This window comes from Qipengyuania sp. 902, assembly GCF_051195295.1.
Taxonomy (GTDB): domain Bacteria; phylum Pseudomonadota; class Alphaproteobacteria; order Sphingomonadales; family Sphingomonadaceae; genus Qipengyuania.
Genome location: NZ_JBNJLJ010000002.1, coordinates 515,159 through 539,850, shown reverse-complemented (window position 1 = coordinate 539,850; position 24,692 = coordinate 515,159). Strand labels below are relative to the sequence as shown.

Annotated in this window: 22 protein-coding genes; 10 read left to right on the top strand and 12 right to left on the bottom strand. The window is 62.9% G+C overall.

What is annotated here, in order from left to right; all coding sequences use genetic code 11:
* Positions 1-81 precede the first annotated feature (81 nt).
* The 5 genes from ACSH0F_RS07675 to rlmN form a co-directional block, all read right to left on the bottom strand.
* Positions 82-468 (bottom strand): glycine zipper 2TM domain-containing protein, encoded by a 387-nt coding sequence (locus ACSH0F_RS07675; protein ID WP_435201501.1) that lies wholly within the window; start codon positions 466-468, stop codon positions 82-84.
* A gap of 131 nt (positions 469-599) precedes the next feature.
* Positions 600-1,247: an MOSC domain-containing protein gene (locus tag ACSH0F_RS07670; protein ID WP_435201499.1), complete on the bottom strand. Its 648-nt coding sequence runs from the start codon at positions 1,245-1,247 to the stop codon at positions 600-602.
* A 178-nt stretch (positions 1,248-1,425) separates the two neighbouring features.
* The gene (locus ACSH0F_RS07665; RefSeq protein ID WP_435201497.1) at positions 1,426-2,022 is read right to left on the bottom strand and encodes an SAM-dependent methyltransferase; all 597 of its coding nucleotides are present in this window, start codon (positions 2,020-2,022) and stop codon (positions 1,426-1,428) included.
* Positions 2,019-2,897 (bottom strand): septation protein IspZ, encoded by an 879-nt coding sequence (locus ACSH0F_RS07660; RefSeq protein ID WP_435201495.1) that lies wholly within the window; start codon positions 2,895-2,897, stop codon positions 2,019-2,021. The genes ACSH0F_RS07665 and ACSH0F_RS07660 overlap by 4 nt, the downstream gene beginning before the upstream one ends.
* A 133-nt stretch (positions 2,898-3,030) precedes the next feature.
* Positions 3,031-4,272 carry a 23S rRNA (adenine(2503)-C(2))-methyltransferase RlmN gene (gene rlmN / locus ACSH0F_RS07655; RefSeq protein ID WP_435201493.1) on the bottom strand — a complete coding sequence of 414 codons (1,242 nt, stop codon included), beginning with the start codon at positions 4,270-4,272 and terminating at the stop codon, positions 3,031-3,033.
* A 282-nt stretch (positions 4,273-4,554) separates the two neighbouring features.
* Here rlmN and ACSH0F_RS07650 point away from each other — a divergent pair, with 282 nt between their 5' ends.
* Complete coding sequence (locus ACSH0F_RS07650; RefSeq protein WP_435201491.1) at positions 4,555-5,223, top strand: outer membrane protein; 669 nt, start codon at positions 4,555-4,557, stop codon at positions 5,221-5,223.
* Between the two features lie 59 nt (positions 5,224-5,282).
* Here the strand turns inward: ACSH0F_RS07650 and ACSH0F_RS07645 are convergent, their stop codons facing one another.
* From ACSH0F_RS07645 to ACSH0F_RS07635, 3 genes are read right to left on the bottom strand one after another with little or no spacing between them, the layout of a single operon-like run.
* Positions 5,283-5,765: an invasion associated locus B family protein gene (locus ACSH0F_RS07645; RefSeq protein WP_435201489.1), complete on the bottom strand. Its 483-nt coding sequence runs from the start codon at positions 5,763-5,765 to the stop codon at positions 5,283-5,285.
* Positions 5,758-6,249, bottom strand: coding sequence for a GreA/GreB family elongation factor (locus ACSH0F_RS07640; RefSeq protein WP_435201487.1), 492 nt, complete (start codon positions 6,247-6,249; stop codon positions 5,758-5,760). Before ACSH0F_RS07640 ends, ACSH0F_RS07645 begins: the two co-directional genes overlap by 8 nt.
* 20 nt (positions 6,250-6,269) lie before the next feature.
* A complete protein-coding gene (locus ACSH0F_RS07635; RefSeq protein ID WP_435201485.1) occupies positions 6,270-8,198 on the bottom strand; it encodes a lytic transglycosylase domain-containing protein in 1,929 nt (642 codons plus the stop codon).
* A 102-nt stretch (positions 8,199-8,300) separates the two neighbouring features.
* Between ACSH0F_RS07635 and dapA the strand changes: the two genes are divergently transcribed.
* From dapA to alaS, 9 genes are all read left to right on the top strand, one after another.
* A complete protein-coding gene (gene dapA, locus ACSH0F_RS07630; protein ID WP_435201483.1) occupies positions 8,301-9,182 on the top strand; it encodes a 4-hydroxy-tetrahydrodipicolinate synthase in 882 nt (293 codons plus the stop codon).
* A 45-nt stretch (positions 9,183-9,227) separates the two neighbouring features.
* On the top strand, positions 9,228-9,710 hold the full coding sequence (gene smpB / locus ACSH0F_RS07625) for an SsrA-binding protein SmpB (protein ID WP_278328361.1): 483 nt from the start codon (positions 9,228-9,230) through the stop codon (positions 9,708-9,710).
* 109 nt (positions 9,711-9,819) lie between these two features.
* Positions 9,820-10,425, top strand: a complete 606-nt coding sequence (locus ACSH0F_RS07620) for a DUF2062 domain-containing protein (RefSeq protein WP_435201480.1) — start codon at positions 9,820-9,822, stop codon at positions 10,423-10,425.
* The gene (locus ACSH0F_RS07615; protein ID WP_435201478.1) at positions 10,422-12,899 is read left to right on the top strand and encodes a response regulator; all 2,478 of its coding nucleotides are present in this window, start codon (positions 10,422-10,424) and stop codon (positions 12,897-12,899) included. Before ACSH0F_RS07620 ends, ACSH0F_RS07615 begins: the two co-directional genes overlap by 4 nt.
* 138 nt (positions 12,900-13,037) lie before the next feature.
* Positions 13,038-14,102 (top strand): recombinase RecA, encoded by a 1,065-nt coding sequence (recA, locus tag ACSH0F_RS07610; RefSeq protein ID WP_435201476.1) that lies wholly within the window; start codon positions 13,038-13,040, stop codon positions 14,100-14,102.
* A gap of 240 nt (positions 14,103-14,342) precedes the next feature.
* Positions 14,343-14,969: a glutathione S-transferase family protein gene (locus tag ACSH0F_RS07605; protein WP_435201474.1), complete on the top strand. Its 627-nt coding sequence runs from the start codon at positions 14,343-14,345 to the stop codon at positions 14,967-14,969.
* Between the two features lie 92 nt (positions 14,970-15,061).
* Positions 15,062-16,228: a nucleotide sugar dehydrogenase gene (locus ACSH0F_RS07600; protein ID WP_435201472.1), complete on the top strand. Its 1,167-nt coding sequence runs from the start codon at positions 15,062-15,064 to the stop codon at positions 16,226-16,228.
* Positions 16,228-17,250, top strand: a complete 1,023-nt coding sequence (locus ACSH0F_RS07595) for an NAD-dependent epimerase/dehydratase family protein (RefSeq protein WP_435201470.1) — start codon at positions 16,228-16,230, stop codon at positions 17,248-17,250. The genes ACSH0F_RS07600 and ACSH0F_RS07595 overlap by 1 nt, the downstream gene beginning before the upstream one ends.
* A gap of 120 nt (positions 17,251-17,370) precedes the next feature.
* Positions 17,371-20,034, top strand: coding sequence for an alanine--tRNA ligase (alaS, locus tag ACSH0F_RS07590; RefSeq protein ID WP_435201468.1), 2,664 nt, complete (start codon positions 17,371-17,373; stop codon positions 20,032-20,034).
* Between the two features lie 56 nt (positions 20,035-20,090).
* On the opposite strand, the gene ACSH0F_RS07585 is transcribed toward alaS, so the two are convergent.
* The 4 genes from ACSH0F_RS07585 to ACSH0F_RS07570 form a co-directional block, all read right to left on the bottom strand.
* The gene (locus tag ACSH0F_RS07585) at positions 20,091-20,276 is read right to left on the bottom strand and encodes a hypothetical protein (RefSeq protein WP_278328369.1); all 186 of its coding nucleotides are present in this window, start codon (positions 20,274-20,276) and stop codon (positions 20,091-20,093) included.
* 63 nt (positions 20,277-20,339) lie between these two features.
* The gene (locus ACSH0F_RS07580; protein WP_435202193.1) at positions 20,340-22,100 is read right to left on the bottom strand and encodes a cation:proton antiporter domain-containing protein; all 1,761 of its coding nucleotides are present in this window, start codon (positions 22,098-22,100) and stop codon (positions 20,340-20,342) included.
* Positions 22,101-22,167: 67 nt separating this feature from the next.
* Positions 22,168-22,551, bottom strand: coding sequence for a hypothetical protein (locus ACSH0F_RS07575; RefSeq protein WP_435201466.1), 384 nt, complete (start codon positions 22,549-22,551; stop codon positions 22,168-22,170).
* Positions 22,552-22,761: 210 nt separating this feature from the next.
* A complete protein-coding gene (locus ACSH0F_RS07570) occupies positions 22,762-24,417 on the bottom strand; it encodes a GNAT family N-acetyltransferase (protein WP_435201464.1) in 1,656 nt (551 codons plus the stop codon).
* Positions 24,418-24,692: the final 275 nt, after the last annotated feature.

Genomic DNA, 24,692 nt, shown 5'->3' with positions numbered 1-24,692 from the left:
GCGCCATGCGGGGGCCGAAACCTCGCATGGCGCGCCTTCTGCGAACCGAAGGGCTGAACCCCTCGAATTATCCGAACATCCTCAGCGGCAGCGAAGGCTCCCGCGGTCGATCTCGCGGCCGACGATTGCGCCCACCGCGCCACCGAATATCGCCCCGAGCGTACGGTCGCCGCGGCCCGCGAGTTCGTGGCCCGCCAGCGCGCCGACGCCGGCACCGATCACCAGACCGGTCGTGCCGTTGTCGCGGCGGCAGTAGTAGCGGCCGTCGCGGCCACGCCACATGCGGCTGCTGCGCGTGATCCGGCGCGGTTCCATGTAGTAGCCGCGGCTGTCGTAGATCGCACGATCCTTGGCGCGCTTTCCATGTGCCGGAGCCCAGTGCGGCGGGTCGGCAGCAGCCGGGGCTGCGGTACCCAGTCCGGTGACGGCCAACGTGCCGGCGGCGAATGCGAGAGCGAGTTTCTTCATCGTTTGTGCCTCATTATCCTGTGATCTGGCTCTTCAACCCGGACAATGATGAGCGGGTCCACAACCTCGGATGAACGAGCGGCACTAAGGCCGGATTAGCGATAAGCCGACCCATCGCGCGCGACGAATTGCTAGCCATCACGCCGCTTCGTCGCCTTGTCTCGCCATTGATCGGTGAGCCGGTCCAGTTTCGCGATCTCGCCAAGCTCCGCTCCGGTAGCTTCGCTTCTCGGGTCGTAAAGCGCGGCAAAGACCCGGGCGACGTTCCAGCCCTCGTGGATTCGCTCGACCAACTCTAGCGGGTCGCCCGCTTCGGCTTCGCCTTCCTCGACGACGCGGTAATACCAGCCGCACATGTGCCCGGCGAGGATGCGCTTCACCATGTCCTTGTGCCCAAAGCGATGCTCGATTTTCCAGCAAGGCTGGCGCGGTTGGCTGACTTCCAGCAGGGCGCTGCCGAAACGGAAGCGATCGCCGATGCAGACATTGCTCTCCACCAGACCCGTGCTCATCAAGTTTTCGCCGAAAGCGGCGGGCCCGTGCAGCAGGGCATGTCCGCCGAGCCATCCGCCCCACCCGGCATAGTGGTCGCTCGCATAGTGATGCACGGCCATGTCCGGCCCGCCATGATGCTTCGTATCGGCGACCATATCGCCCTCGATCCCGAAGCTGCGGATGGCCACCGGACCTGCGACCGGCCGCTTGTCGATTGCGCTGAGTTCCGCGCCGTTGAAGGGGCGGGGCAGGCCGATACAGACTGCCGTGATGACCACGCTCATCGCCAAACTTCCATCCCTACAGGATCGGAGACATGGACCGCATGGACCACTGTCCTGGGCGGAAAAAACCGACCACCCGCAATGCGCCGGTTGATCGCGGTTTGAGAAAGGATCAGATCGACCATGCCGGTCTTTGAGCATAGCCCGCTGCTGTAGGAAAGCCGGTCGGTTGACTAGCTCATGCGTGAAGCCGCTGCACCGTCAGCGCCATCCAGTCGCGCTGCGTCCCGTCGGCTGCCTTTCCGGCGTAGGTTTCCGAGGCGACGATCACGAACCCGGCCGTTCGATACACATCTTCGAGCCAACCCGCGTCGGGGAAATTGTGCAGGCGGCCGAGCAAGTCCCGGCCTTCGCCATCGCCCAGCTTGAAATTGGCAAAATGCCAGCCGCCGGGCCGCAGCGCGCGATGGATGGACGCCAGCACCGAGGGCAGGTCGGCACGCGCGACATGCAGCAGGCAGGCATGCGCCCAGACGGCATCGTATTCGGCTACGGCATCGAGCTCGTGGAAGCGCAACAAGCGCGCGCCGACATCGAAACGCTCGTTCGCCTTGCGGACCATTGCGGGTGTGCCGTCGGTCGCATCGACGCCGAAGCCGCGTTCGACAATCCAGGCCGAGTCCTGTCCGCCGCCACAGCCGAGTTCGAGAACGTGGGCACCGGGCTTCAGCCGATCGAGGAAGCGGTCGAGGTGCCGGCTTGGCGCCTGGTCGAAGCCCAGCGTGTAGCGCGGCGCGTTCGTTTCGTAGAACGCTATCGTCGCCGGTTCGCTCATTCCGGCGGTGGCTCTCGATAGACTGGGGCTACATCGCGCAGCATCTTGCCCTGTGCGTACCGGAACACCATCAGGATCAGCACCATCGTTACGAAGAAATCCGCGAAGGTGCTGTAGAAGAGCCAGAGATCGGTCGACCCGTAGAACGCGACAATCAGGTTCAGACCGGCCATGATTGTGCCGAGTACACCCATGCCGATGCCGAGCCGCGCGGCATCTATGTCGCGATAGGGCAGATAGCGCTTCAGCCTGACCGCGAGCCGGTTTCCGCCAGCCACGCCGTCGAAAAAGAACAGCGAGGCGCTGACGAGTCCGACGACGGACGAGCGGTATTTGACGGCCTCATCGGACTGGAAAACCATTGCGAGGCCTGCGGAAAGCAACAGCAAGGCTATGCCGAACAGCGCTAGCCCTCCAAGCAGATCGACCTTGGTCAACCGCTGTGCCACCAATAAGGCGACCCCGACTGCGGCTCCGACCAGCGCAGCGGTGGTGAGATCGGTCAGCTTGGCGACGACGAAAAAGAGCAGACCCAGCAGAATGTCGACCGCCAGCGGGATGCGATTCCGCTTGAATGCGCCGAAATCGATGTGGGAGTTGTGGCCGCCCGCGCCGTCCTTGAAGCCCTGCGACAGTGCGTCGCCGACCGTTCCGTTGGCATAGCTTTCCATCATCTCCCGATATTGCTCGGGATACGCGATGGTCTTTCCGGGGTGGCTTTCGTGGATGAGTTCCCCGTCGCGCCGGACCGCGATGCCAAGGTTCATCGAACTGATGTAGCCGGCTTCGACCTCCATCAACGAGCCGTCGGGGAGCGGCGCGGACAAGCGATGATTGCGCACGGCGTCGGGGCCGACGGCCGGGGTCGCATCCATTGAGACGATCCTGCCATCGAGGCATAGTTCCGAGAACAGACCATCGCTGCGCGAGCGCAGCGTGACCAGCCCGTTGGTGGAACCGACCCGAAAGCGGCGCCGATAGCGCCAAATCGTCACGCCTGCCACGAACTTACGCTTCGATTGCCTCGGCCGCCTCGCGGTCGCGCTGGGCGCGGCTTTTCTTTTCGGCAGCCGTCTTCAGCTGTCCGCAGGCCGCATCGATGTCGCGGCCGCGCGGTGTACGGACGGGGGCGGAGATGCCACCTTCGAACACGATGTCGGAGAAGCGCTTCACCCGCTCGGGCGTGGAGGTGTCGTAGGCAGCGCCGGGCCAGGGGTTGAAGGGGATCAGGTTCACCTTGGCAGGCAGCTTGTACTGCTTCAGCAGGCGGACGAGTTCGCGCGCGTGTTCGTCGGTATCGTTCTTGTCCTTCAGCATCACATATTCGAAGGTGATGCGGCGGGCATTGCTGGCACCGGGATAATCGGCGCAGGCCTGCAGCAATTCCTCGATGCCGTACTTCTTGTTGAGCGGCACGATCTCGTCGCGGATTTCCTTGGTCACCGCGTGTAGCGAGACGGCCAGATTGACGCCGATTTCCTCGCCGCAGCGATCCATCATCGGGACGACGCCGCTGGTCGACAGCGTGATGCGCCGCTTGGAGAGCGCAAGGCCGTCGCCGTCCATCACCAGCTTCAGCGCGCCCTTCACATTGTCGAAATTGTAGAGCGGCTCGCCCATGCCCATCATAACGATGTTCGTCAGCAGGCGGCCATCACTTGTGTAGTGGCCTTCATCTTCCGCTTCGTCCAGGCCCGCCATCGATCCCTTGGGCCATTCGCCCAGCGCATCGCGCGCCAGCATGACCTGCCCGACGATCTCGCCCGGCGTCAGATTGCGGACCAGCTTCATGGTGCCGGTGTGGCAGAAGCGGCAATTGAGCGTGCAGCCGACCTGGCTCGACACGCACAGCGTTCCGCGATCCGCATCCGGAATGAAGACCATCTCGAATTCGTGACCGTCGGCGGTCTTGAGCAGCCATTTGCGCGTGCCGTCGGTCGAATGCTGCGCCTCGACCACTTCGGGGCGGCCGATGACAAAGCGTTCCGCGAGCCAAGGGCGCATGGTCTTGGCGATGTCGGTCATCGCCTCGAATTCGGTCACCCCGCGATGGTAGAGCCAGTGGAACACTTGCTTGGCGCGCAGCTTGGCCTGCTTGGGATCGAGGCCCGCCTCGGCGAACAGTTCGCGGATGCGGTCTTTCGGCAGGCCGATCAGATCGATGCGGCCATCGGCGCGCGGCGTTATGTCGCGGGCAACGGGAACCGGGTCCACCTGCCCGGGGATGCTCATGAGTGTCGTATCGGCCATGGGAACGGCGCATATAGGGGTATGTGGGCGATTTGACCAGACACGACAGGGCGCGCCAAAATCGCTTTGTTGCCGTCCGGTTCCAACGGTTCGTCGTGAATTCCGCGCTATCTGTTTGCGTCTGCATTCGGTCGATGACGCGGCACGGCTGGGCGCAAGATTGTGTCACCTATGCAACACATTCTTGTTGTGGAAGGTTAATGAAACTGCGCGCGGTCTTCCGCCGTTCTCGAAGTCCACGCTGCTCATGAAGTGGCGTTGACAAGAAACGGAGTACTAATAATGAAAAAGACAGTCGCACTTTTCGCAGCCGCCTCGGTGGCCGCCATTGCAGCCCCCGCAGCCGCTCAAGACGCGACGGACGGCACGTTCACCGGCCCGCGCGCCGAAGCGCTTGTCGGTTATGACGTCAGCAAGGCCGGCAGCGACATCGACGACGATGCCAACGAAGGTAACGACCAGTCGATCGATGGAGTGACCTATGGCGTCGGTGTCGGTTACGACTTCAACGCCGGCGGCGTCGTCCTCGGTCTCGAAGGTGAGCTGACCGATTCCACCGCGGACGTCGAGTTCGACGGCGGCGATGGTGAGTTCTTTGGTCTCGGCAACGTCAATGCGGGTCGTGACCTCTATGTCGGCGCTCGCGCCGGTATCCTCGCGAACCCTGACCTGCTGCTTTACGTAAAGGGCGGTTACACCAACGCCCGCTACAACGTGAACAGTTCGTTCGACGGCGACGAGTATCGTGCCAAGATCGACACCGACGGCTTCCGCGTGGGTGCGGGTGCGGAATACGCGCTTAACGAGAATACCTATGCCAAGCTCGAATATCGCTATTCGAACTATGGCGAAGCGGAGCTTGATTTCGAAGGCGACACGCCGGATGCCGATCTCGGCGAGATCGATGTCGACCGTCACCAGGTGATGCTCGGCTTCGGCTACCGCTTCTAAGCAGAAGTCGTACTGAAAACGGGGCCGGCAGCGCAGGGCGTTGCCGGCCCTTTTTCGTATCAGCGCCGGGAGCAGGCGAGGGTGGCTGCGTCCATGGCCGTCGCCGCGCCAGACAGCGAATAGGAGTTCGAGAAGCGGCGTCCGCGAGTATCGGTTGCGCGGATCGTCATGCTTTGGGCCGAGCGCATCGCGGCGACGATCGCTGCGTCCATCCTCCGGTCTTTCGCCCAGGCATCGCCGCCGCCGCCGGTCAGCTCGAAGCGCTGCGAACCGATGCGGAGCTGTATCGACGGCGTCTTCGCCAGCATGCGCGACAGGCGGAAATGCACCTGCCCGCGGATCTGGCGACGCGGCCAGGTGCCGATGGTGGCGAACGGCTCATTGTCCTGCGAAAGGCGGCTGGGCGTCGGCTTGGCAATGGCATAACAACGCGGCACGGAAGGATCGCGGAAGGCACCCCAGTCGGAGAAGATGCCGAGGCTGTCCTTCGCCGCCAGCGGGCTTGCGAGGAGGAGCAGTGTAAGGGCCAGCGCTTTACGCATAGTCGATGGCCACCACTTCCCACTCGCGGTCGCCGCCGGGAAGCCTGACGAGGCGCAAATCCCCGACCGATGCGCCTTTCAGCGCGCGGGCTAGGGGGGAGGACCAGCCGATCCGCCCGGCACTGGCGTCCTGTTCGTCGTCGCCGACCAGGGTGACGGTTTTCGCGATATCGTCCTCGTCCGCAAGCGTGACGGTGGCGCCGAAGAAGGCACGCGATTTGTCCGGCTGCTCGGCAGGATCAATGATCCGCGCGGCCTTCATCCTTCGTGACAGGTGGCCGAGTTCGCGGTCGATCTCGCGCATCCGCTTGCGGCCATAGAGATAATCGCCATTCTCGCTGCGGTCGCCGTTCCCGGCGGCCCAGCTCACGATCTCGACGGTCTCCGGTCGTTCGGTGCCGAGCAAATGGTCGTAGCGCGCACGCAGCGCAGCATAGCCTGCCGGCGTGATCGGATTGCCCGGTACGGATTTCTGCGCGCCCATCGGCCCGCCCCTAGCGCATTCTATCGCGGCAGGTAACTCGCGATATCGCGCTGGCGGGCGGTGGACTTATCCGCGTGCATATTCGCATAGGCGACCGCATTGCCGATCACGCGCATCACGTAATAGCGGGTCTCGAAATTCGACGGGATCTGCTCGATCCAGGTCACCCAATCGACTGAGCCGTTGCGCGGATCGCCATTGAGGCGGAGCCACTCGTTCACCCGGCCAGGGCCTGCGTTATAGGCCGCGATGGCGAGCGGATAGGCCCCGTTATATCGGTCCATCAGCCGTGCGAAATGCGCATCGCCGAGGCGGATGTTGTAGCTGGGGTTCGCGGTCAGGTCGGCCGACATATAGGCGACGCCGATCTTGCCCGCTTCCTCGCGCGCTGTGCCGGGCATGAGCTGCATCATGCCGCGCGCACCGGCGTGACTGACGCGGGTACGGTCGAACTCGCTCTCCTGCCGCGCGATGGCGTGGACCATGGTCCAGTTCGCGCCGCTATGCGTCTGCACGGTCGGGAAACCGATCCGCTCGTAGCCCTTGAGGCCATGTTCGCCCGCGACCAGACCCGCGACGACGGCCATTTCCTCCAGACCTGTCTGCCGCGCGAGTTCGCCGACCAGCGCCATTTCTTCAGGCGTATCTGCCTTTTCGGCGACCGCTTCGAAGAACGCGCGCTCCGTGCGCCAGTCCTGCCGGTTGCGCGAAAGCGCGCGGATGGCTTGCGTCAGCGGATCGCTATCGAACGCGGATCGCTGCTCGGGCGACGACTGCGGCTGGGGCAGAGCGGCGAAGCTCGGCATCGGACGGCCCAATTCGCTCAGCGCCAGTTGGCCATAATACCACTCGGGATATTCAGCCGCCATTTCCCAATAGCGCTGCGCCTCGGCCCGGTCACCTGCACGCGCCGCAGCACGTCCGGCCCAGAAGAAACCCTTGGAACGGGTCAGCGGGGTCTTGGCAGCGGTACCATAGCGATAGAAGAGCGGCGCGGCGCGCTGGCCGTCCCCCATCGACCAGAGCGCCTTCGTGCCGCCAAGCCACATGAGGTCGGTGTATTTGTCGCGCAGGGCGAAGGACCCTTCGGAAATGTCGGTCCCCGGCGCGAAGAAATCGTCCACCTTGGAGGCGATGGCGACCGCCTGGCTCGGTGCGCCTGCGCTCTTTGCAACCGCCAGTGCCTCACTAATGAAAGCGTCGCCGTCAAAGGCAGGAGCATTGAAGGTTGCGCGATTGCCCAACAGCTTCACTGCCTGGAGCGGCTGGCCCGAACTACGGTAATACTTCGTCAGATTATAGACATAGCCCGCATCGCTCATCGCGTCCTGCGGAGCCGAGCCCATCGAGCCGCCAAGCAGCGACATGCGGGCTTGCGCCATCTGGCGATAGGCGGGCGAAACACGCGCGATGTGGCGCGATGCGGCTTCGAGATTGCCTTGCCACAGCAGCGCATCCATCCGCGCATCGTGGTCTTCCGGCGCAAAGCGACTGCCGAAGAGACCCACAAGATAAAGCTCTGCCGGCCCGCTCATGGTGCCATTGCGCCACGCCTCGCGCGCCATTTCCAGCGCCTCGGGCCGGTCCATCGAAGCCAGCGCCAGCGCATAGCGCGCACGGCCGCTATTGGTCAGCGGCGGGTGCTGGTCGAAAAAGGCCACCAGAGACTGCGGCGAGGCGGTCTCGCTATCGAGCGCGTTTTCTGCGCGGCGTTGCAGCAGGTCTTCCTTCGGGAAGTCCGGATAGGTCGTGATGAAATTGGCGTAGGAGCCGAACGACAGGTCGTCGCGCTTGGTGAGATATTCCCACTGTGCGATCGCCGCATCGATCCGCGCGGGCTGCTGCGCCACCATGGTGCTGCGCCCGTCATTCTGCGCCGACGCGGTGGCCGGCAGCACGAAAGCGGTGGTTGCGAGGAGGATCGAAGTGATTGCTGTTGTCTTGCCCATGCTGGACATAATGGCTCCCGGCTCCTTATCAGGCGCTGAATGAAAAATCCCGTCGCGCGATTTCTCGCGACTTGTCATGTATCTAACGCAGGACCTCAGTAAATGTTCTCTGGCTCGATTCCGGCTCTGGCGACTCCTTTCCGCGACGGAGCGTTCGACGAGAAAGCTTTCCGCCGCCTGGTCGATTGGCAAATCGACAATGGCAGCAAGGGGCTGGTGCCCTGCGGGACCACGGGCGAGGCGTCCACAATCTCCAATGCGGAGCATCACCGCGTGGTGGAGGTCTGCATCGAGCAGGCCGCGGGCCGTGTTCCGGTGATCGCCGGCTGCGGCAGCAACGATACGCGAAATGCCCTGCTCCACATGAATTTCGCCAAGAAGGCAGGCGCCGCTGCAGGCTTGTGCGTTGCGCCTTATTACAACCGCCCGAGCCAGGCGGGGCTGATCGCGCATTTCAGCTTCCTTGCCGAAAACAGCGATCTGCCGATCGTGCTCTACAACGTTCCGAGCCGTACGGTCACCGATATAGAGGACGAGACGGTGGTCGAGCTGGTGCGCAAGTTTCCGAAGCAGATCGTCGCCATCAAGGACGCCAGCGGCGACCTGTCGCGCGTGGCCGATCACCGCATGGGGCTGGACCACGATTTCTGCCAGCTGTCCGGCAATGACGAATTGTGGCTCCCGCACTCGGCCGCGGGCGGGGCGGGGTGCATCTCGGTGACGGCCAACGTCGCCCCGGCGCTATGCGCGGAATTCCACGAAGCGATTGCGGCCAACGATCTCGTGAAGGCGCGCAAGCTCAATGACCGCCTGTTCCCGCTGCATTATGCAATGTTCTCCGACGCGAGCCCTGCGCCGGTCAAATACGCGCTCAGCCGCGTTCACGACTGGTTCTCCGAAGACGTTCGCCTGCCGCTGTGCAACGCGAGTGATGAAAGCCGCAAGCAGGTCGACGAGGCGCTGGAAATCGCCGGGCTGATCTGACCGCCCTTTCCTTTTGCACCCTGCGACCCTAGATGCGCCCACCCTATGGCCCGTCCTAAACCCGCCACGTTCGACAAGCAGAAGACCGTCGCCGATAATCGGCGCGTGCGGTTCGATTATCATGTCGAGGAGACGTTCGAGGCCGGACTCGCGCTGCAGGGGACCGAGGTCAAGGCGCTGCGGGCTGGCGAGGCGAGCATCAAGGAAAGCTATGCCGAAGTGCGCGACGGGCAGGTGTGGCTGATCAATGCCAACATCCCCGAATATTCGCACGGGAACCGGCTCAATCACGAGCCGCGGCGGCCGCGCAAGCTGCTGCTGCACGCGCGCGAAATCGAGAAGCTGTTCGGCGCGGTCGAGCGCAAGGGCATGACGCTGGTCCCGCTGTCGGTTTACTTCAATTCGACAGGGCGGGCGAAGGTCGAACTGGCGCTCGCCAAGGGCAAGCAGGCGCATGATAAGCGGCAGACGATCAAGGAGCGCGACTGGAAGCGCGACAAGGCGCGCCTGATGCGCGAGAAGGGCTGAGCGGCTCGTCCTTCGTCAACCGGCCGATAGCCATTGCGCATTCATCGCCATGCGCTAGAGCGCGGGCCTTGCACTCGCCGGAGCGCAAGCGCATCTGTGAAACGTGGTCATGAGCAATCCGAAGTCCAAAACCTTCCTGTCGGACCTGATCCGCAAATACATGCCCACTCGCGAGCAGCTTGCCGAAAACAAGTATCTCAAGCCGATCGCCCATCGTTTCCTAACGCCGGAATTGTGGCGCTTCACGCGGCGCAGTGTACCGCGCGGGGTGGCGCTGGGGATTTTCGCAGGTTTCATCATCCCGGTCGGGCAAATCTTCCTCGCCGCCTTCATGGCGTTGCCCGCTCGCGCCAACGTGCCGCTGTCGGCGCTGGTCACCTTCATCACCAACCCGTTCACCTTCCCGATCTGGGCGGTTATTGCCAACCGCGTCGGCGCATTCATCCTCGAGGTCGATCTCGACGTGACCGGCGGTGCTGCGCAGGATGAAATCACCAGCGGGCGCTGGGCGTGGCTGGTCGAAATGTTCGAAGGCGTCGGGGTGACGGTGCTGGTGACGATTTTCGGGTTCGTCGTTCTGGCCGTCGTGGGTGCGGCCATCGGCTATCTTCTCTCAAGTTTCGTCTGGCGTTTCATTGTCGCCGGCAAGCGCCGTCGTCGACTACGCGCAGCCGAACGCCGGATGGACGAGCGCTTGGCGGAGGACGGCGAATGACGCCCTCCGACGACACGACCATAGCGCGCCTCCCACCATTGCCGTTGATTTTCGGTGTGCTGGGCGCCTGCGTGCTCTCCATCGTACTGGTCGGACTGGTCGGCGGAGAAGCCGTGGTCGCGATAGCCTATGGCGGCGCGCTGGTCGCTTTCCTGCTCATGCTGCTGCTCGCCGCGCGATTGAGGACGGGGCCGGTTGAGCAGGCGGACGGTGTTCCCGACTGGTCGGTTACCGCGGCCGCAGTCGAAAACAGCAAGCGGGCGGTCGCCATCACCGACCGGGCCAACCGGCTGATTTGTGCCAACTCGTCCTATGAGGACTGGTTCGGGGAGGCCGTTCCGCCGCTGGAAGTCGGCTTCGCGCCGAAATCCTCCGAACGCTTGATGATCGCCGCCCGCGAGGCCTGGCGTGACGGGCATGCGCGCATAGATCTCCTGACTATCGGAGGTGTCGAAAAGCGATTCCGGCTCGATGTCGACCGGGCGGGGCGAGGCGAGGACTATCTCGTCTGGCGCTTCGGCGAGATCGTCCAGGAACGCAGCTACGACGGGCTGGCAGAGCGGGTCGAAGGGCCCTTCGGGGAAGTCATGTCGCGCGCCGGGCTCGAACTCGCGATGGTCGCACCCGACGGTATCGTGCAGGCGGCCACCGTGGGCCTGGCAGAGCGAGCCACGGGCGATGCTGCTACCTCGCTGGTCGGCATGGAATTCGTCCAACTGCTGCGCTCGGACGACCGCGACCGCATTTTCTTCGCGCGCGAAGGCCAGCAAGGCTCACCGCAAACGTTGGTCCATGTCCCGCTGGAATTGCAGCGCGGCAATCGCGCGAAGGATGCCGACCAGGCGCCGTCGCTGATGCTGCTGATCGACCGGACCGTCGGGATCGGCGGCGGCTTCGAAGGGAATGGCAAGGCGGCGATCCCGCAGCTCGAGGCGTTGCTGGCGGCGCTCCCGCTGGGCCTTGCGCTGACCGATCGCGACGGGCGCTTCCTGTTCGCCAACGCGGCCTTCCTGCGCGCTGTCGAGCGCGAGGAGCAGGGCTTGCCGCAATTCCCCTCCGATCTCGTCGTGCGCGAAGATAAGGCGGCGATTGCCGACACCGTGCGCCGCTTCGCCAAGGGCGCGAGTTCCAGCGGGGACATGGCGGTGCACCTCGCGGGCAACAAGGACGAGCCGGTCTCCATCGGCCTCGCCGGGATCCGCGGGCTGGGCGATGCCGCCGTGCTGCTGTCGATTACCGACTCCACGGAGGAGAAGCGCCTGCGCCGCCAGGTCGCGCAAGCCACCAAGATGCAGGCGGTCGGCCAGCTGGCGGGCGGCGTCGCGCACGACTTCAACAATGTGCTGACCGCGATCATCGGCTATTGCGATCTCATGCTGCTGCGCCACACGCCCGGCGACAGCGATTACGACGACATCCAACAGATCAAGGCCAACTCCAACCGCGCAGCCAGCCTGACGCGTCAGCTGCTAGCCTTCAGCCGCCAGCAGACGCTGCTGCCGGTAGTGCTCCAGCTGCCCGACGTGGTCAGCGAGGTCAGCCAGCTCCTGAAGCGCCTGATGGGCGACAAGATCGAATTCGTCGTGCGCCACGATCGCGAGCTCGGCCCGGTGCGTGCCGACCCGCAGCAGCTCGAACAGGTCATCATCAACCTCGCCGTGAACGCGCGCGATGCGATGCAGGCGCATGCGGCGAAAAGCGGCAAGCAGGATTGGAAAGGTCGCCTCACGCTCGCAACGCGGCGCGTGTCCGCGCGCGATGTGCGCAAGATGGGCAGCGACATCATGCCGGCGGACGATTACACTGTCCTCATCGTGCAAGATACGGGCGGCGGCATCCCGCAGGACCTCATCAGCAAGATTTTCGAGCCATTCTTCACCACCAAGGAGCAGGGGAAGGGCACGGGCCTCGGCCTCTCGACGGTCTACGGTATCGTCAAGCAGTCGAACGGCTTCATCTTCGCCGACAATGTGCGCGGGTCCGACGGCAACACCACCGGCGCGCGCTTCACCATCTACCTGCCGGTCCATAGCGGCGAACTGCCGGCCGTGATGCGGCGCGAGGAAGAGGCGGAGCCCAAGGCCAGCGAATGGTCCGGCGGGGGAAAGCTGCTGCTGGTCGAAGACGAGGATATGGTCCGCGCCGTCGCCGAGCGGGCGCTCGTGCGCGCTGGCTATACCGTCACCACCGCCTCTGACGGCGAAGAAGGGCTGGCCGCCATCGCCAACGGGTCGGACAATTTCGACCTCATCGTGTCCGACGTGGTTATGCCCGCGATGGACGGCCCGGCGATGGCCCGCGCGATCCGTCGGGTTAAACCGAAGATCCCGATCCTGTTCATGTCTGGCTATGCCGAGGAACAACTGCGCAACGATATCGACATCAACAACATGTATTTCATCGCCAAGCCCTTCAGCGTTCAGCAGATCAACGCCAAGGTCGCCGACGTGCTCGCTGCTCAAAGCGGGAGTTAGGGATCGTTTTCCAGCTCAAGCTGAACAAATCGCGAAAAAAATTCCGTTCCCTACTTGTTCTTTGAGAACAAACCAGATACATCACGTTCCAGTTGAAGAGTCGAAGGGCGGCTCTTTGCAAGCGCAGGAGGTGATGTCATGGCGGCCAATCTGAAGCTGGTAGAAGGAAAGCAAGTGGACGCAGACCGTCAGAAGGCACTCGACGCCGCGCTCGCACAGATCGACCGTGCGTTCGGCAAGGGCTCGGCGATGAAGCTGGGCTCGAAGGAAGCGATGAATGTGGAGGCGATTTCGACCGGCTCGCTCGGTCTCGACATCGCCCTCGGCATCGGCGGCCTGCCCAAGGGCCGCGTGATCGAAGTTTACGGTCCCGAAAGCTCGGGCAAGACGACGCTGGCGCTGCATGCCATTGCCGAGGCCCAGAAGGCCGGCGGCACCGCCGCCTTCGTCGACGCCGAACATGCGCTCGACCCGGTCTATGCCAAGAAGCTGGGCGTCGATATCGACGAGCTGATCGTATCGCAGCCCGATACGGGCGAGCAGGCGCTCGAGATCACCGACACGCTGGTGCGCTCGAATGCGATCGATATTCTCGTGGTCGACTCGGTCGCCGCGCTGGTGCCGCGCGCCGAGATCGAGGGCGAGATGGGCGACAGCCATGTCGGCCTGCAGGCGCGTTTGATGTCACAGTCGCTGCGCAAGCTGACCGGCTCGATCAACCGCTCTAAGTGCATGGTGATTTTCATCAACCAGCTGCGCATGAAGATCGGCGTGATGTACGGCAATCCGGAAACCACGACCGGCGGCAACGCGCTGAAGTTCTACGCTTCGGTCCGCCTCGACATCCGCCGCACCGGTCAGATCAAGGACCGTGACGAAGTGGTCGGCAACTCGACCCGTGTGAAGGTCGTCAAGAACAAGGTCGCCCCGCCGTTCAAGCAGGTCGAATTCGACATCATGTATGGCGAAGGCATCTCCAAGATCGGCGAGATCCTCGACCTCGGCGTGAAGGCCGGCGTGGTCGAGAAGTCGGGCAGCTGGTTCAGCTACGACAGCGTCCGCATCGGCCAGGGCCGTGAGAACGCCAAGACCTTCCTCAAGGAAAATCCAGAGATGTGCGCCAAGTTGGAAGCCGCAATCCGCGGCCGCACCGACGAGGTGGCCGAAGAGATGATGACCGGTCCGGACGCGGAGGAGGACTGATATCTCTTCAAGCGGGAGCGCGCCTGCCCATCCCCCGGGCCCGCGTGATAGCCGGACTGTCCCCCGGCGCTCCCGAATGAACGGAAAGCCGGTGCGCGCCTCCCTTGGCCGCACCGGCTTTTCCGTTTCGACTGCTTATTCATCTTAGCGCTGCTGGCGAGCCGCTTGCGCCTCGCCTAGGGTCTCGGGCGAATCGATCTGCCGGCTAAGTTCGCAACGCTGGCGCGCAGGAGAGAGCCGATGACCATCACCGTCCACCATCTCAACAACAGCCGTTCGCAGCGCATACTCTGGCTGCTCGAAGAGCTGGGCGCCGATTACGAGATCGAGCACTACCAGCGCGACGCGGAGACCAATCTCGCACCGCCCGAACTCAAGCAGCCGCATCCGCTCGGCAAGTCGCCGCTGATCGAGGACAACGGCGTCCGCGTCGCCGAAAGCGGCGCGATCATCCAGTATTTGTGCGAGCGCCACGGCGGCGAGAGCTGGCTGCCCGAAACGTCCGGCGAAGACCATGTGCGCCATCTCGAATGGATGCAGTTCGGCGAAAGCAGCTTCTTCGTTCCTGTCATGCTCAAGATCATGGCCGGTCGGTTAGGCGCGGGCGCCGCACCGATCATGCCCCGGATCGAAGAGCAATTCGCAGCGCATGTCGCCTTCATGGAGGACGGGATCACCGAGTCCGGCCATTTCGTCGGCGACGACTGGACGGCCGCCGATGTCATGATGAGCTTCCCCGCCGAGATCTCCGTCATGCAGGGCTATGGCGAGAAAGCACCGAAGACCGTGAGATTCGTCGAGGCCGTCCATGCCCGCCCCGCGTGGCAGCGCGCGCGCGAGCGTGGTGGTACCTATTTCGCCTGGTAAGGTCCCTCTTTCGGGTCACTTGAGTTTGCGTCGTCCAGCCTTCAAAGCGGGCGCAGTTTCAGGGCTCCACTTCGGATATACGGATAAATATAATGAAAATTGCAGTTTTCGGCCTCGGCTACGTCGGGTTGTCCAACGCCATCATGCTCGCCAAGCACAATGCGGTGGTCGGCTGCGATATCGTGTGCGAACGCGTGGAAAAGCTGAATGCCCGCCGTTCTCCGATCCAGGACGAACTTATCGAAGAATATCTCACTCACGACGATCTGGACCTCGGTTTTACGACCGATTTCGACCACACGATCGATGGTGCCGAATTTGCCGTGGTGGCCGTGCCGACAAATTATGATCCGGAAACCAACTTTTTCGACACTTCGGCGGTCGACAGCGTGATCGAGAAGGTCAGCGCAGCAAGCCCGGACACGGTGATCGTCATCAAATCGACCATCCCCGTCGGCTATACCGCGGAGGCGCGGCAGAAGTTCGACAGCCAAAATGTCATTTTCAGCCCGGAATTCCTGCGCGAGGGCAAAGCCCTTTACGACAATCTCCACCCTTCGAGGATCATTGTCGGTGAACGTTCGGAACGAGCGCAGCAGTTTGCCGATCTTTTGCTGGAGCCAGCACTTGAAACCGATGTCCCGGTTCTTCTTACCGACGCGGAAGAGGCGGAGGCTATCAAGCTTTTCGCCAACACCTATCTTGCGATGCGCGTCGCTTTCTTCAACGAACTCGACAGTTACTCTTTGACCCGCGGGCTCGATACGCGGCAGATCATCGATGGCATCGGCCTCGATCCACGCATTGGCTCGCATTACAACAATCCGTCCTTCGGCTACGGCGGTTATTGTTTGCCAAAGGATACGAAGCAGCTTCTTGCGAATTACTCGGAGGTGCCGCAGAACCTCATTCGGGCAGTCGTCGATGCCAATCGCACAAGGAAGGATTTCCTCGCCGACCGGATCATTGGCCAGCGGCCGAAGACAGTTGGCGTGTTCCGTTTAGTCATGAAGGCCGGGTCGGACAATTTCCGTCAGTCTTCCATTCAGGGGATAATGAAACGTATCAAAGCGAAGGGGATCGAAGTCGTCGTTTACGAACCCGTAATGGAAGAAGATACCTTCTTCGGTTCGCGCGTCATGCGCGATCTCGACGAATTCAAGCGAGAAGCTGAAATCATCGTCGCGAACCGGCTCGATCCCGAGCTGGAGGATGTGCGCGACAAGGTCTTCACCCGCGACCTCTTCGGGGCAGACTGATGCCTGAGCATCGCACGGCGCTGGTCACCGGCTCGGCCGGCTTCATCGGCTATTTCCTATGCAAGCGGCTTCTCGACGACGGATTCACGGTCGTCGGCATCGACAGCATGTCGGACTATTACGATTCCCGACTGAAGCACCGGCGACAAGCAAATCTTCTGCAGAACGGCGGGTTCCGAGCTGTGAATGAGCCTATCGAGACGCCCGGCCTGTTTGCCGATCTGATGAAGGAGAGCCAACCGGACATCGTCGTCCACCTCGCCGCGCAAGCCGGTGTACGCTATTCGATCGAAAATCCGCGAACCTACGTGGAAAGCAATTTGCTCGGTACTTTCGAGTTGCTCGAGGCGGCCCGCGCGCATCCGCCGCAACACATGCTCCTCGCCTCGACCTCGTCCGCCTACGGCGCGAACACCGAAATGCCCTATCGCGAAACGATGAAAACGGATCACCAGATGTCGTTTTACGCCGCGACGAAAAAGGCAAACGAAGCGATGGCGCATTCCTACGCCCATCTTTTCGATCTGCCGGTGACGATGTTTCGCTTTTTCACGGTGTATGGGCCGTGGGGGAGGCCCGACATGGCCCTGTTCAAATTCGTCCGGGCAATGCTGCAAGGGCAACCGATCGACGTTTACAATCATGGCCGGATGATGCGCGACTTCACCTATGTCGAGGACCTGGTGGAGGCGATCCGTCGCCTGATCGATGTGCCGCCGGTTCGCGCGGAAGAGGGGGCGGAGATCGCGGCGCACGACAGCCTGTCCCCGGTCGCACCGTGGCGTATCGTCAATATCGGTAACTCGGCGCCGGTGCAGTTGATGGACATGATCGAAGCGGTCGAGGACGCGCTGGGCATTTCGGCCGACAAGAACTTCATGGAGATGCAGGCAGGTGATGTGCCGGCAACATGGGCCGATACGCAGTTGCTGCAATCGCTCACGGGCTATGTGCCGCAAACCGATATTCGCGACGGTGTCCGACGCTTTGTCGAATGGTACAGGGACTATTATCAGGTCTGACGTTATTAGCCCACGAGGCCGAATCCCGGACTGATCGATAGCTGCCGATCGCGGTCTCTGCACAGTCTGACCGGCCTTTCCCGCTTGTCGCTGCCGCGCCGATTGCCTAACTGCGCTGGCATGACTTCGACCAACGACATCCGCCGCAGCTTCCTCGACTATTTCGGCTCCAGCGACCACGCCGAGGTGGCGAGCGCGCCGCTGGTGCCGTTCAGCGATCCGACGCTGATGTTCGTCAACGCGGGCATGGTGCCATTCAAGAATGCGTTTACGGGCCTCGAAACCCCGCCCGCCCCGCGCGCCACGAGCTCGCAGAAATGCGTGCGCGCCGGGGGCAAGCACAACGATCTCGACAATGTGGGCTACACCGCGCGGCACCACACCTTCTTCGAGATGCTCGGCAATTTCAGCTTCGGCGACTATTTCAAGGAACAGGCGATCGACCACGCCTGGACCTTGCTGACGAAGGAATGGGGCCTCGATCCCGACCGCCTGCTGGTCACTGTCTACCACACGGATGACGAGGCCTTCGACCTCTGGAAGAAGCGCAGCGGCTTTGCCGACGAGAAAATCATCCGCATCTCGACCAAGGACAATTTCTGGGCGATGGGTTCGGACGGTCCCTGCGGCCCGTGCTCGGAAATCTTCTACGATCACGGCGATCACATCTGGGGCGGCCCTCCGGGATCGCCGGAGGAAGACGGCGACCGGTTCGTAGAAATCTGGAACCTCGTGTTCATGCAATTCACGCAGGAGAACGACGAGATTGTCGGCGACCTGCCCAAGCCGAGTATCGATACCGGCATGGGGATCGAGCGCGTCGCCGCGGTGATGCAGGGCGTGCACGACAATTACGACACCGACACGTTCAAGGCGCTGATCGGTGCGAGCGAGAGTCTGACCGGTGTGAAAACCGAGGGCGACAACACCGCCAGCCACCGCGTGATCGCCGACCACTTGCGTTCCACCAGCTTCCTGCTCGCCGACGGTGTCCTGCCGAGCAATGAAGGCCGCGGCTATGTCCTGCGCCGCATCATGCGGCGTGCCATGCGGCATGCACATCTGCTCGGCGCAAAGGATCCGCTAATGCACCGGCTCGTCCCCGAACTCGTCAGCGAGATGGGCGCGGCCTATCCCGAGCTCGTGCGCGGCCAGCCGCTGATCCAGGAAGTACTGGAGCGCGAGGAGGTGCAGTTCCGCCGCACGCTCGACAAGGGTTTGCGCCTGCTCGACGATGCGACTGCTGATATGGGTGAGGGCGGCACACTGCCCGGCGAGACCGCATTCAAGCTCTACGACACCTACGGCTTTCCCTACGACCTGACCGAGGATGCGCTGCGCAGCCGCGGGATTGCAGTAGACAAGGACGGCTTCGACGCCGCCATGGCCGAGCAGAAGGCCAAGGCGCGTGAGGCGTGGAAGGGCTCGGGCGAGGCGGCCAGCGAGGAAGTCTGGTTCGACATCGCCGAACGCGCAGGCTCGACCGAATTTACGGGCTATGCCTCCACTACGGGCGAGGCCGAGGTGGTCGCGATCGTCAAGGACGGCGCGGAAGTGACGAGCGCAGCCAAGGGCGAGGACGTCATCATCCTCACCAACCAGACGCCGTTCTACGGCGAGAGCGGCGGCCAGACGGGCGATGCCGGACGTATCTGGACGCCCGAGGGTCTGGAATTTGCGGTTGAGACGACGAACAAGCCGCTCGGGCGATTGCACACGCATGTCGGCACGGTCGGCAAGGGCTCGGTTGCCGTGGGCGACGCCGTGCATCTCGAGATCGATGCCGAGCGCCGCGATCGCATTCGTGCGAACCATTCGGCGACCCATCTCGTTCATGCCGCGCTGCGCGATCGGCTTGGCGATCACGTCACGCAGAAGGGCTCGCTGGTTTCCGACGATCGCTTCCGCTTCGACTTCTCGCATCCCAAGCCGATGACCGAGGACGACATTGCAGCGGTCGAGGCCGAGGTGAATGCGGAAATCCGCGCCAACGAACAGGTTTCGACCCGCCTGATGACCCCGGACGATGCCGTTGCCGCCGGCGCGCTCGCGCTGTTTGGCGAGAAATACGGCGACGAGGTTCGGGTACTGTCCATGGGCAGCAGGGGCGAGGGCGGACGCAATTACTCGGTCGAGCTCTGCGGCGGCACGCATGTGAAGGCGACCGGAGACATCGGCCTGTTCAAGATCGTTTCGGAAAGCGCGGTCAGTTCCGGCGTGCGCCGCATCGAGGCGCTTACCGGGGAAGCAGCGCGCGCATGGCTCGTCGCTCGCGATGAGGCGGTGCGGGCCATCGCAAGCGCGCTCAAGACCTCGCCCGACGAAGCGCCGCAACGCGTCGCTGCCTTGGTCGACGAACGCAAGCGCCTCGAGAAGGAGCTGGCAGAAGCGAAGCGCGCGCTGGCGCTCGGCGGCGGCGCATCAGGCGATGCCGGTCCCGCCGACGAAGACATTGGCGGCGTCGCGTTTTCCGGTCAGGTGATCGAGGGGCTCAACCCCAAGGAACTCCGCCCGCTGCTGGACGAGGCCAAGGGCCGCATGGGGTCGGGCGTCGCTGCGATCTGCGCGGTGAACGACGGCAAGGCTGCCTTCGCCTGCGCCGTCACCGACGATCTCACCGATCGCTTCAGCGCGGTCGAGCTCGTGCGCGCAGGCGTCGAGGCGCTTGGCGGAAAAGGCGGCGGCGGCCGTGCGGACATGGCACAGGGCGGCGGTCCGGACGGATCCAAAGCGCAGGATGCTTTGGCCGCCGTGCGCGAAGCGCTCGCACGCGAAAACGCCTGACAGCCGTAAAGCTACCAGGCGCTTCTCTCCTCTCCGGAGAATTCTGTCGCTGCTAGTCAGGCGCTCGGCGTGCTCTTGGTCGTGGGCTGGGAGCCGTGTGCCACATCATAGCCTTCCGTATCGCCCGGCGCGCCGCGCTTTTCGGTCGGAGCGCGGTCCTTCAGCGGGTCCTGTACGTTCTGCGGCTTGAACTTCACGCTGTTGGGCGTCGGCTTCGTCGGATCGTTTTCGGGGTTGCTCATGTCTATCTCCTTTGCCCTTTCAACGCATTGAAAAGCCAAAGGTTCAGAAAATTTCCGAAAGTCTCAGGCGTCCGCCGTGCTCGAACGCAGCTTGGGCTTGTAGTCGAGCGCACCCTCTTCCTCGATTTGCGCGCGGAATTCGTCGCGCTTCTCGTGAATGGAAGCGATGACCGGCCCCATGGCGACGCCGATATCGACCAGCACGGCCTCGGATAGTTGCAGCGAGCTTTCGAGCGTTTCGGGGACGGCATGGCTGGCCCCGGCGCGATAGAGTTCGGCCGCGTGCTGTACGTCGCGCGCGCGGCAGACGATCAGCAGGTCGGGGTAATCCTTGCGGAGCTTGGCCACCAGGCGCTGCGTCAATACGGGCTCGTCCATCGTCAGCACGACGGCGAGCGCGTCATCGACGCCCAATCGGCTGAGGGCATCGCCGCGGGCAGCATCGCCGAAGGTCGCGCGATAGCCCTTGCGCTTGGCTGCCTCGATCAGGTCCGGATTGGAATCGATCGCAACATAAGGCTTGTCATGCGCCTGCAGCATCTGGGCGACCAACAGGCCGACGCGACCGGCCCCGATGACGACCACGCGGCCTTCCGCCTCGTCCTCCTCGGGAAGCTCGGGAATGGGTTCCACCCGCCGCGCGATGGCACGCCCGAGCATGGCAAGCAGCGGCGTGACTGTCAGGCCGATCGCGGTGACGATCTGCCAGAACTGCGCCGTCCCGGGTTGTATGAGCAGCGCCGAGCTTGCTGCGGCAAGCACGATCAGTGTCGTTTCTGATGGGCTGGCCATGAGGATGCCGGTCTCCGCCGCCGTGCTGCGCCGTGCGCCCATCAGCCGCAGGAGGATGCCGGTGACCGAGGCCTTGAACACCAGGATGAGCACCACGGCGGTCGCGATCAGCCCGAGATTGTCCCAGATCGTCGCGAGGTCGATGCTCATGCCCACGGTGATCAGGAAGATGCCGAGCGCAAGGCCCTTGAAAGGCTCCATGATGCTTTCGACCTCGCCGTGATACTCGGTCTCCGCGATCAGCAGGCCGGCAATCAGCGCGCCGACGATCGGCGAGAGGTCGACGGCAGCGGTGGCGAGGCTCGCGCCGATCACCACCAGCAATGATGCGGCAAGGAATAGCTCGGGGCTCTTGGTGCGCGCGGCCTGGCCGAACAAACGGGGGAGGGCGAAGCGGCCAAGGACCATCATCGCAATGATCACTGCACCACCCTGCCAGAGCGTCGTGAGCATGCCTTCCCACCCTTCGGCTTCGGCATTGGGAGCCATCGCGCCGAGGATGAAGATGATCGGCACGATCATGATGTCCTCGAACAGCAGCATCGAAAGCGCCGCGCGCCCCACCGGCGTATGCGTTCCCGCAATCGGCAGCACGATGGCGGTGGAGGAAAAAGCGAGAGCGAAGCCCAGCGCCAGCGCACCGGTCCAATACTGGCCCATCATCGCTAGGAAGATCGCCGCAATCGTCCCGATGACCAGCAGCTCAAGCGAGCCGAGGCCGAAAACCAGTTTCCGCATCTGCCATAGGCGGTTGAAGCTCAGCTCGAGGCCGATCGCGAACAGCAGCAGGATGATCCCGAACTCTGCGAATAAATCTAAAGAGTCCGGGTCGGATATGGTTATGTGATTGAGCCATGGATGCTCGAACACCATCCTCCCCAGGCCATAAGGGCCGACGAGGATACCGATCAGGATGAACCCGATGACCGGCGTAATGCGGAAGCGGGTGAAGACCGGAATGACCAATCCTGCCGCGCCGAGGATGACAAGCGCGTCGGACAGGGCGGGGGAGGCGAGTTCGGCGGAGGCCATGCTCCACGCGTTATCGACCAACATCTGATCTGTCACGCTGCCATGCACCGCTGGCGATGACGAATTGTCAGCTTTGCACAGCCCCGCGCAGCAGCAATAGCATGCAAAGGACCGCAAACCATCCGGCAGTCATAATGGCGAAGGCGAACATCAGAGCTTTCGCAGCGCCGATCAGGATCGCGATGCAAGCGGCAAGCGCGTAGAAATCGCGCATCGTCATCCAGGTGAGCCACTGTCTGATCCTGGAAGGCTTCTCGGTCATTTTTGTCTTGAGAGCGTCGAAGGTGAAATCGCTGCCCGACCGGCGCGCTTCCCTGGCCAGCAGGATTTTGCCGATCGCCAGCAACGAAAAACCGACTGCGCCGGCCGACGCCGCCTCTACCACGCCATTGGCAAAAAGGTTCCACGCGACGCCGGCGAAGAATGCGAGGTTCGTCAGCGCATCGGTCATACTGTCAAACATCGCACCCTCAAGCACCTGGAACGGCTGGTTCTCGTCGGGCGCGGAAGAGGAAACAAAAGAGCCGGCGGGCGCTTTGCCACCACTGGACGATCTGTCCGGAGCGGTATTCGAAGGTGGGCTGGGTGCAGATATCGGTGATGAGCTGGCGCAGCCAACTCCTGCCGAACTTTCTTGGCTCTACACGCCCGAAGTCTTCGCCTAACCTCCTCCCGGACCTGTCGGGCCGAGAGGCTCGCGGCGAGGCTTCGGCTTGCCGGGGTGCTTGCCTTCCTCGTCCCATTCGATGCGGTAGAGATCGAAGCGCCGATCCGCGAGATTGCGAACGGTCCCTTCGGCGCGCGCCCAGCTGAGATCGGCAAGGTTTACGTCACTGATCGTCAGTGTCTCCACATTTTCGCTAGATTCGGCGGCGATGCCGTCGCGCGCGAAGGGGAAATCGCAGGGCGTCAGAATGCAGCTCTGGGCATACTGGATATCCATATTGCCCACGTTGGGCAGATTGCCGACATTGCCGGACAGCACAACGAAGCACTGGTTCTCGATCGCGCGCGCCTGCCCGCAATAGCGCACGCGCAGGTATCCCTGGCGGCTGTCGGTGCAGAAAGGCACGAAAATGATCCGCGCGCCTTCATCGGCCAGGCGGCGGCTGAGTTCGGGGAATTCGCTGTCGTAACAGATCTGCACGCCGATCGGGCCGCAGTCGGTCTGGATTACCTCGACCTTGTCGCCGCCCTTGATGTTCCACCAGTACCGCTCGTTGGGAGTGGGGTGAATCTTCTCCTGCGCGTGCACCGATCCGTCGCGCAGGCAGACATAGGCCACGTTGTGGATGTCACCATCCTCCATCCGGGTCGGGTGGCTGCCGGCAATGATGTTGATGTTGTAGCGCATCGCCATATCGGAGATGTCGTCGCGCAGGCGCGGGGTGTATTCGGACAGCCGTTCGATCGCCTCGACGGGGGAAAGTTCTTTCTCTTCGAAGCTCAAGAGCATGAGCGTGAAGAGTTCGGGAAAGACGATGAAGTCCGCCTCGTAATCGCTTGCGACGTCTACGAAATAGGTGACGTGGCGCATGAATTCGTCATAATCCGCAACCGCGCGCGCTTGCAGCTGGCATGTGGCGACACGCACCGCCTCTACACCGCGCGGCAGCCGTTTCTTCACCGGCTGGTCGCGCTCGACATAAGGGTTGCGCCAGACCATCATCACGGCATTCGCCATGCTGGCCTTATCCTCGGGGAGGTAGCCTTCCATGATCCGCTCGGGTTCGAACCCGTTGGCGAGCTGGAAGCGCAGGACGGGATCGTGCAGTTTACCCTCTACCACCTTGTCGAGATAATCCTGCGGACTGTCGACGCGGCGGCGGAAGCGACGGTAATTGGGCATGCGGCCGGCGAAAACGATGCCGGTCAGGTCTTTCTCCTCGGCCAGAGCGCGGCGTTCTTCATAGAGGCGGCGCCCGATGCGGACCCCGCGCACTTTCGGATCGACACACATCTCGTAGCCATAAAGCCAGTCGCCGGTGGGATCGTGGCGGCTGCCGAAGCCGTTGCCGGTGATCTCCTCCCAGTCGTGATCCTGGAAGGCGAGCGCTTCGGCCAGCTGCATGGTCGCGCAATAGCCGACGACTTCCTCGTCGAGCAGGGCGACGAAGCAGCCTTCCTTGAAATTGTTGATCTGGCCGCGGATTTCGCCGTGCGTGTAGGCGGGCATGTCTTCGTAAACCCGGCGCACCAGATTGGCGATCCCGGGAATATCCTTGATCATTGCATTACGAACCTCGAGCCGGCGCTGGCCGAACTTCTCGCTGCCCTTGCGCTTGGGCGCGCGCTTCTTTGCAGGCTGTTTCGCCATTCTGTCCCCGATGGTTTCGTGTGTTATCCCGACCCCGAACGCAGTCGGCTTTAATATGCAATGGGCAAGTCTGCGAGAAGGTTTCCATTCTTTCGCTCAATGGACGACGCGATCGTCGCTCTTTGGCACGGATTAGGATGCAAAGTACAAGAACGATGGCTGGCGAGAGGCGATCTCGATTGCGACAACGGTTCGGGGCTTCCATCCCAGTAGGCTTGGAACTGACAGCCCAGATGATAGGGTGTCGAATACTTGCGGCTCTTGAGGATCGAAAA

What these genes read in the sequence shown, in the direction of transcription:
- alaS (WP_435201468.1), top strand. Translation starts at nt 17,371, where the DNA reads ATGACTTCGACCAACGACATCCGCCGCAGCTTCCTCGACTATTTCGGC.
- ACSH0F_RS07575 (WP_435201466.1), bottom strand. Translation starts at nt 22,551, where the DNA reads ATGACCGATGCGCTGACGAACCTCGCATTCTTCGCCGGCGTCGCGTGG.
- ACSH0F_RS07620 (WP_435201480.1), top strand. Translation starts at nt 9,820, where the DNA reads ATGAGCAATCCGAAGTCCAAAACCTTCCTGTCGGACCTGATCCGCAAA.
- ACSH0F_RS07585 (WP_278328369.1), bottom strand. Translation starts at nt 20,276, where the DNA reads ATGAGCAACCCCGAAAACGATCCGACGAAGCCGACGCCCAACAGCGTG.
- ACSH0F_RS07660 (WP_435201495.1), bottom strand. Translation starts at nt 2,897, where the DNA reads ATGGATGCGACCCCGGCCGTCGGCCCCGACGCCGTGCGCAATCATCGC.
- smpB (WP_278328361.1), top strand. Translation starts at nt 9,228, where the DNA reads ATGGCCCGTCCTAAACCCGCCACGTTCGACAAGCAGAAGACCGTCGCC.
- ACSH0F_RS07615 (WP_435201478.1), top strand. Translation starts at nt 10,422, where the DNA reads ATGACGCCCTCCGACGACACGACCATAGCGCGCCTCCCACCATTGCCG.
- ACSH0F_RS07635 (WP_435201485.1), bottom strand. Translation starts at nt 8,198, where the DNA reads ATGGGCAAGACAACAGCAATCACTTCGATCCTCCTCGCAACCACCGCT.
- ACSH0F_RS07675 (WP_435201501.1), bottom strand. Translation starts at nt 468, where the DNA reads ATGAAGAAACTCGCTCTCGCATTCGCCGCCGGCACGTTGGCCGTCACC.
- dapA (WP_435201483.1), top strand. Translation starts at nt 8,301, where the DNA reads ATGTTCTCTGGCTCGATTCCGGCTCTGGCGACTCCTTTCCGCGACGGA.
- ACSH0F_RS07645 (WP_435201489.1), bottom strand. Translation starts at nt 5,765, where the DNA reads ATGCGTAAAGCGCTGGCCCTTACACTGCTCCTCCTCGCAAGCCCGCTG.
- recA (WP_435201476.1), top strand. Translation starts at nt 13,038, where the DNA reads ATGGCGGCCAATCTGAAGCTGGTAGAAGGAAAGCAAGTGGACGCAGAC.
- ACSH0F_RS07595 (WP_435201470.1), top strand. Translation starts at nt 16,228, where the DNA reads ATGCCTGAGCATCGCACGGCGCTGGTCACCGGCTCGGCCGGCTTCATC.
- ACSH0F_RS07650 (WP_435201491.1), top strand. Translation starts at nt 4,555, where the DNA reads ATGAAAAAGACAGTCGCACTTTTCGCAGCCGCCTCGGTGGCCGCCATT.
- ACSH0F_RS07600 (WP_435201472.1), top strand. Translation starts at nt 15,062, where the DNA reads ATGAAAATTGCAGTTTTCGGCCTCGGCTACGTCGGGTTGTCCAACGCC.
- ACSH0F_RS07670 (WP_435201499.1), bottom strand. Translation starts at nt 1,247, where the DNA reads ATGAGCGTGGTCATCACGGCAGTCTGTATCGGCCTGCCCCGCCCCTTC.
- ACSH0F_RS07570 (WP_435201464.1), bottom strand. Translation starts at nt 24,417, where the DNA reads ATGGCGAAACAGCCTGCAAAGAAGCGCGCGCCCAAGCGCAAGGGCAGC.
- ACSH0F_RS07605 (WP_435201474.1), top strand. Translation starts at nt 14,343, where the DNA reads ATGACCATCACCGTCCACCATCTCAACAACAGCCGTTCGCAGCGCATA.
- ACSH0F_RS07640 (WP_435201487.1), bottom strand. Translation starts at nt 6,249, where the DNA reads ATGGGCGCGCAGAAATCCGTACCGGGCAATCCGATCACGCCGGCAGGC.
- rlmN (WP_435201493.1), bottom strand. Translation starts at nt 4,272, where the DNA reads ATGGCCGATACGACACTCATGAGCATCCCCGGGCAGGTGGACCCGGTT.
- ACSH0F_RS07580 (WP_435202193.1), bottom strand. Translation starts at nt 22,100, where the DNA reads ATGGCCTCCGCCGAACTCGCCTCCCCCGCCCTGTCCGACGCGCTTGTC.
- ACSH0F_RS07665 (WP_435201497.1), bottom strand. Translation starts at nt 2,022, where the DNA reads ATGAGCGAACCGGCGACGATAGCGTTCTACGAAACGAACGCGCCGCGC.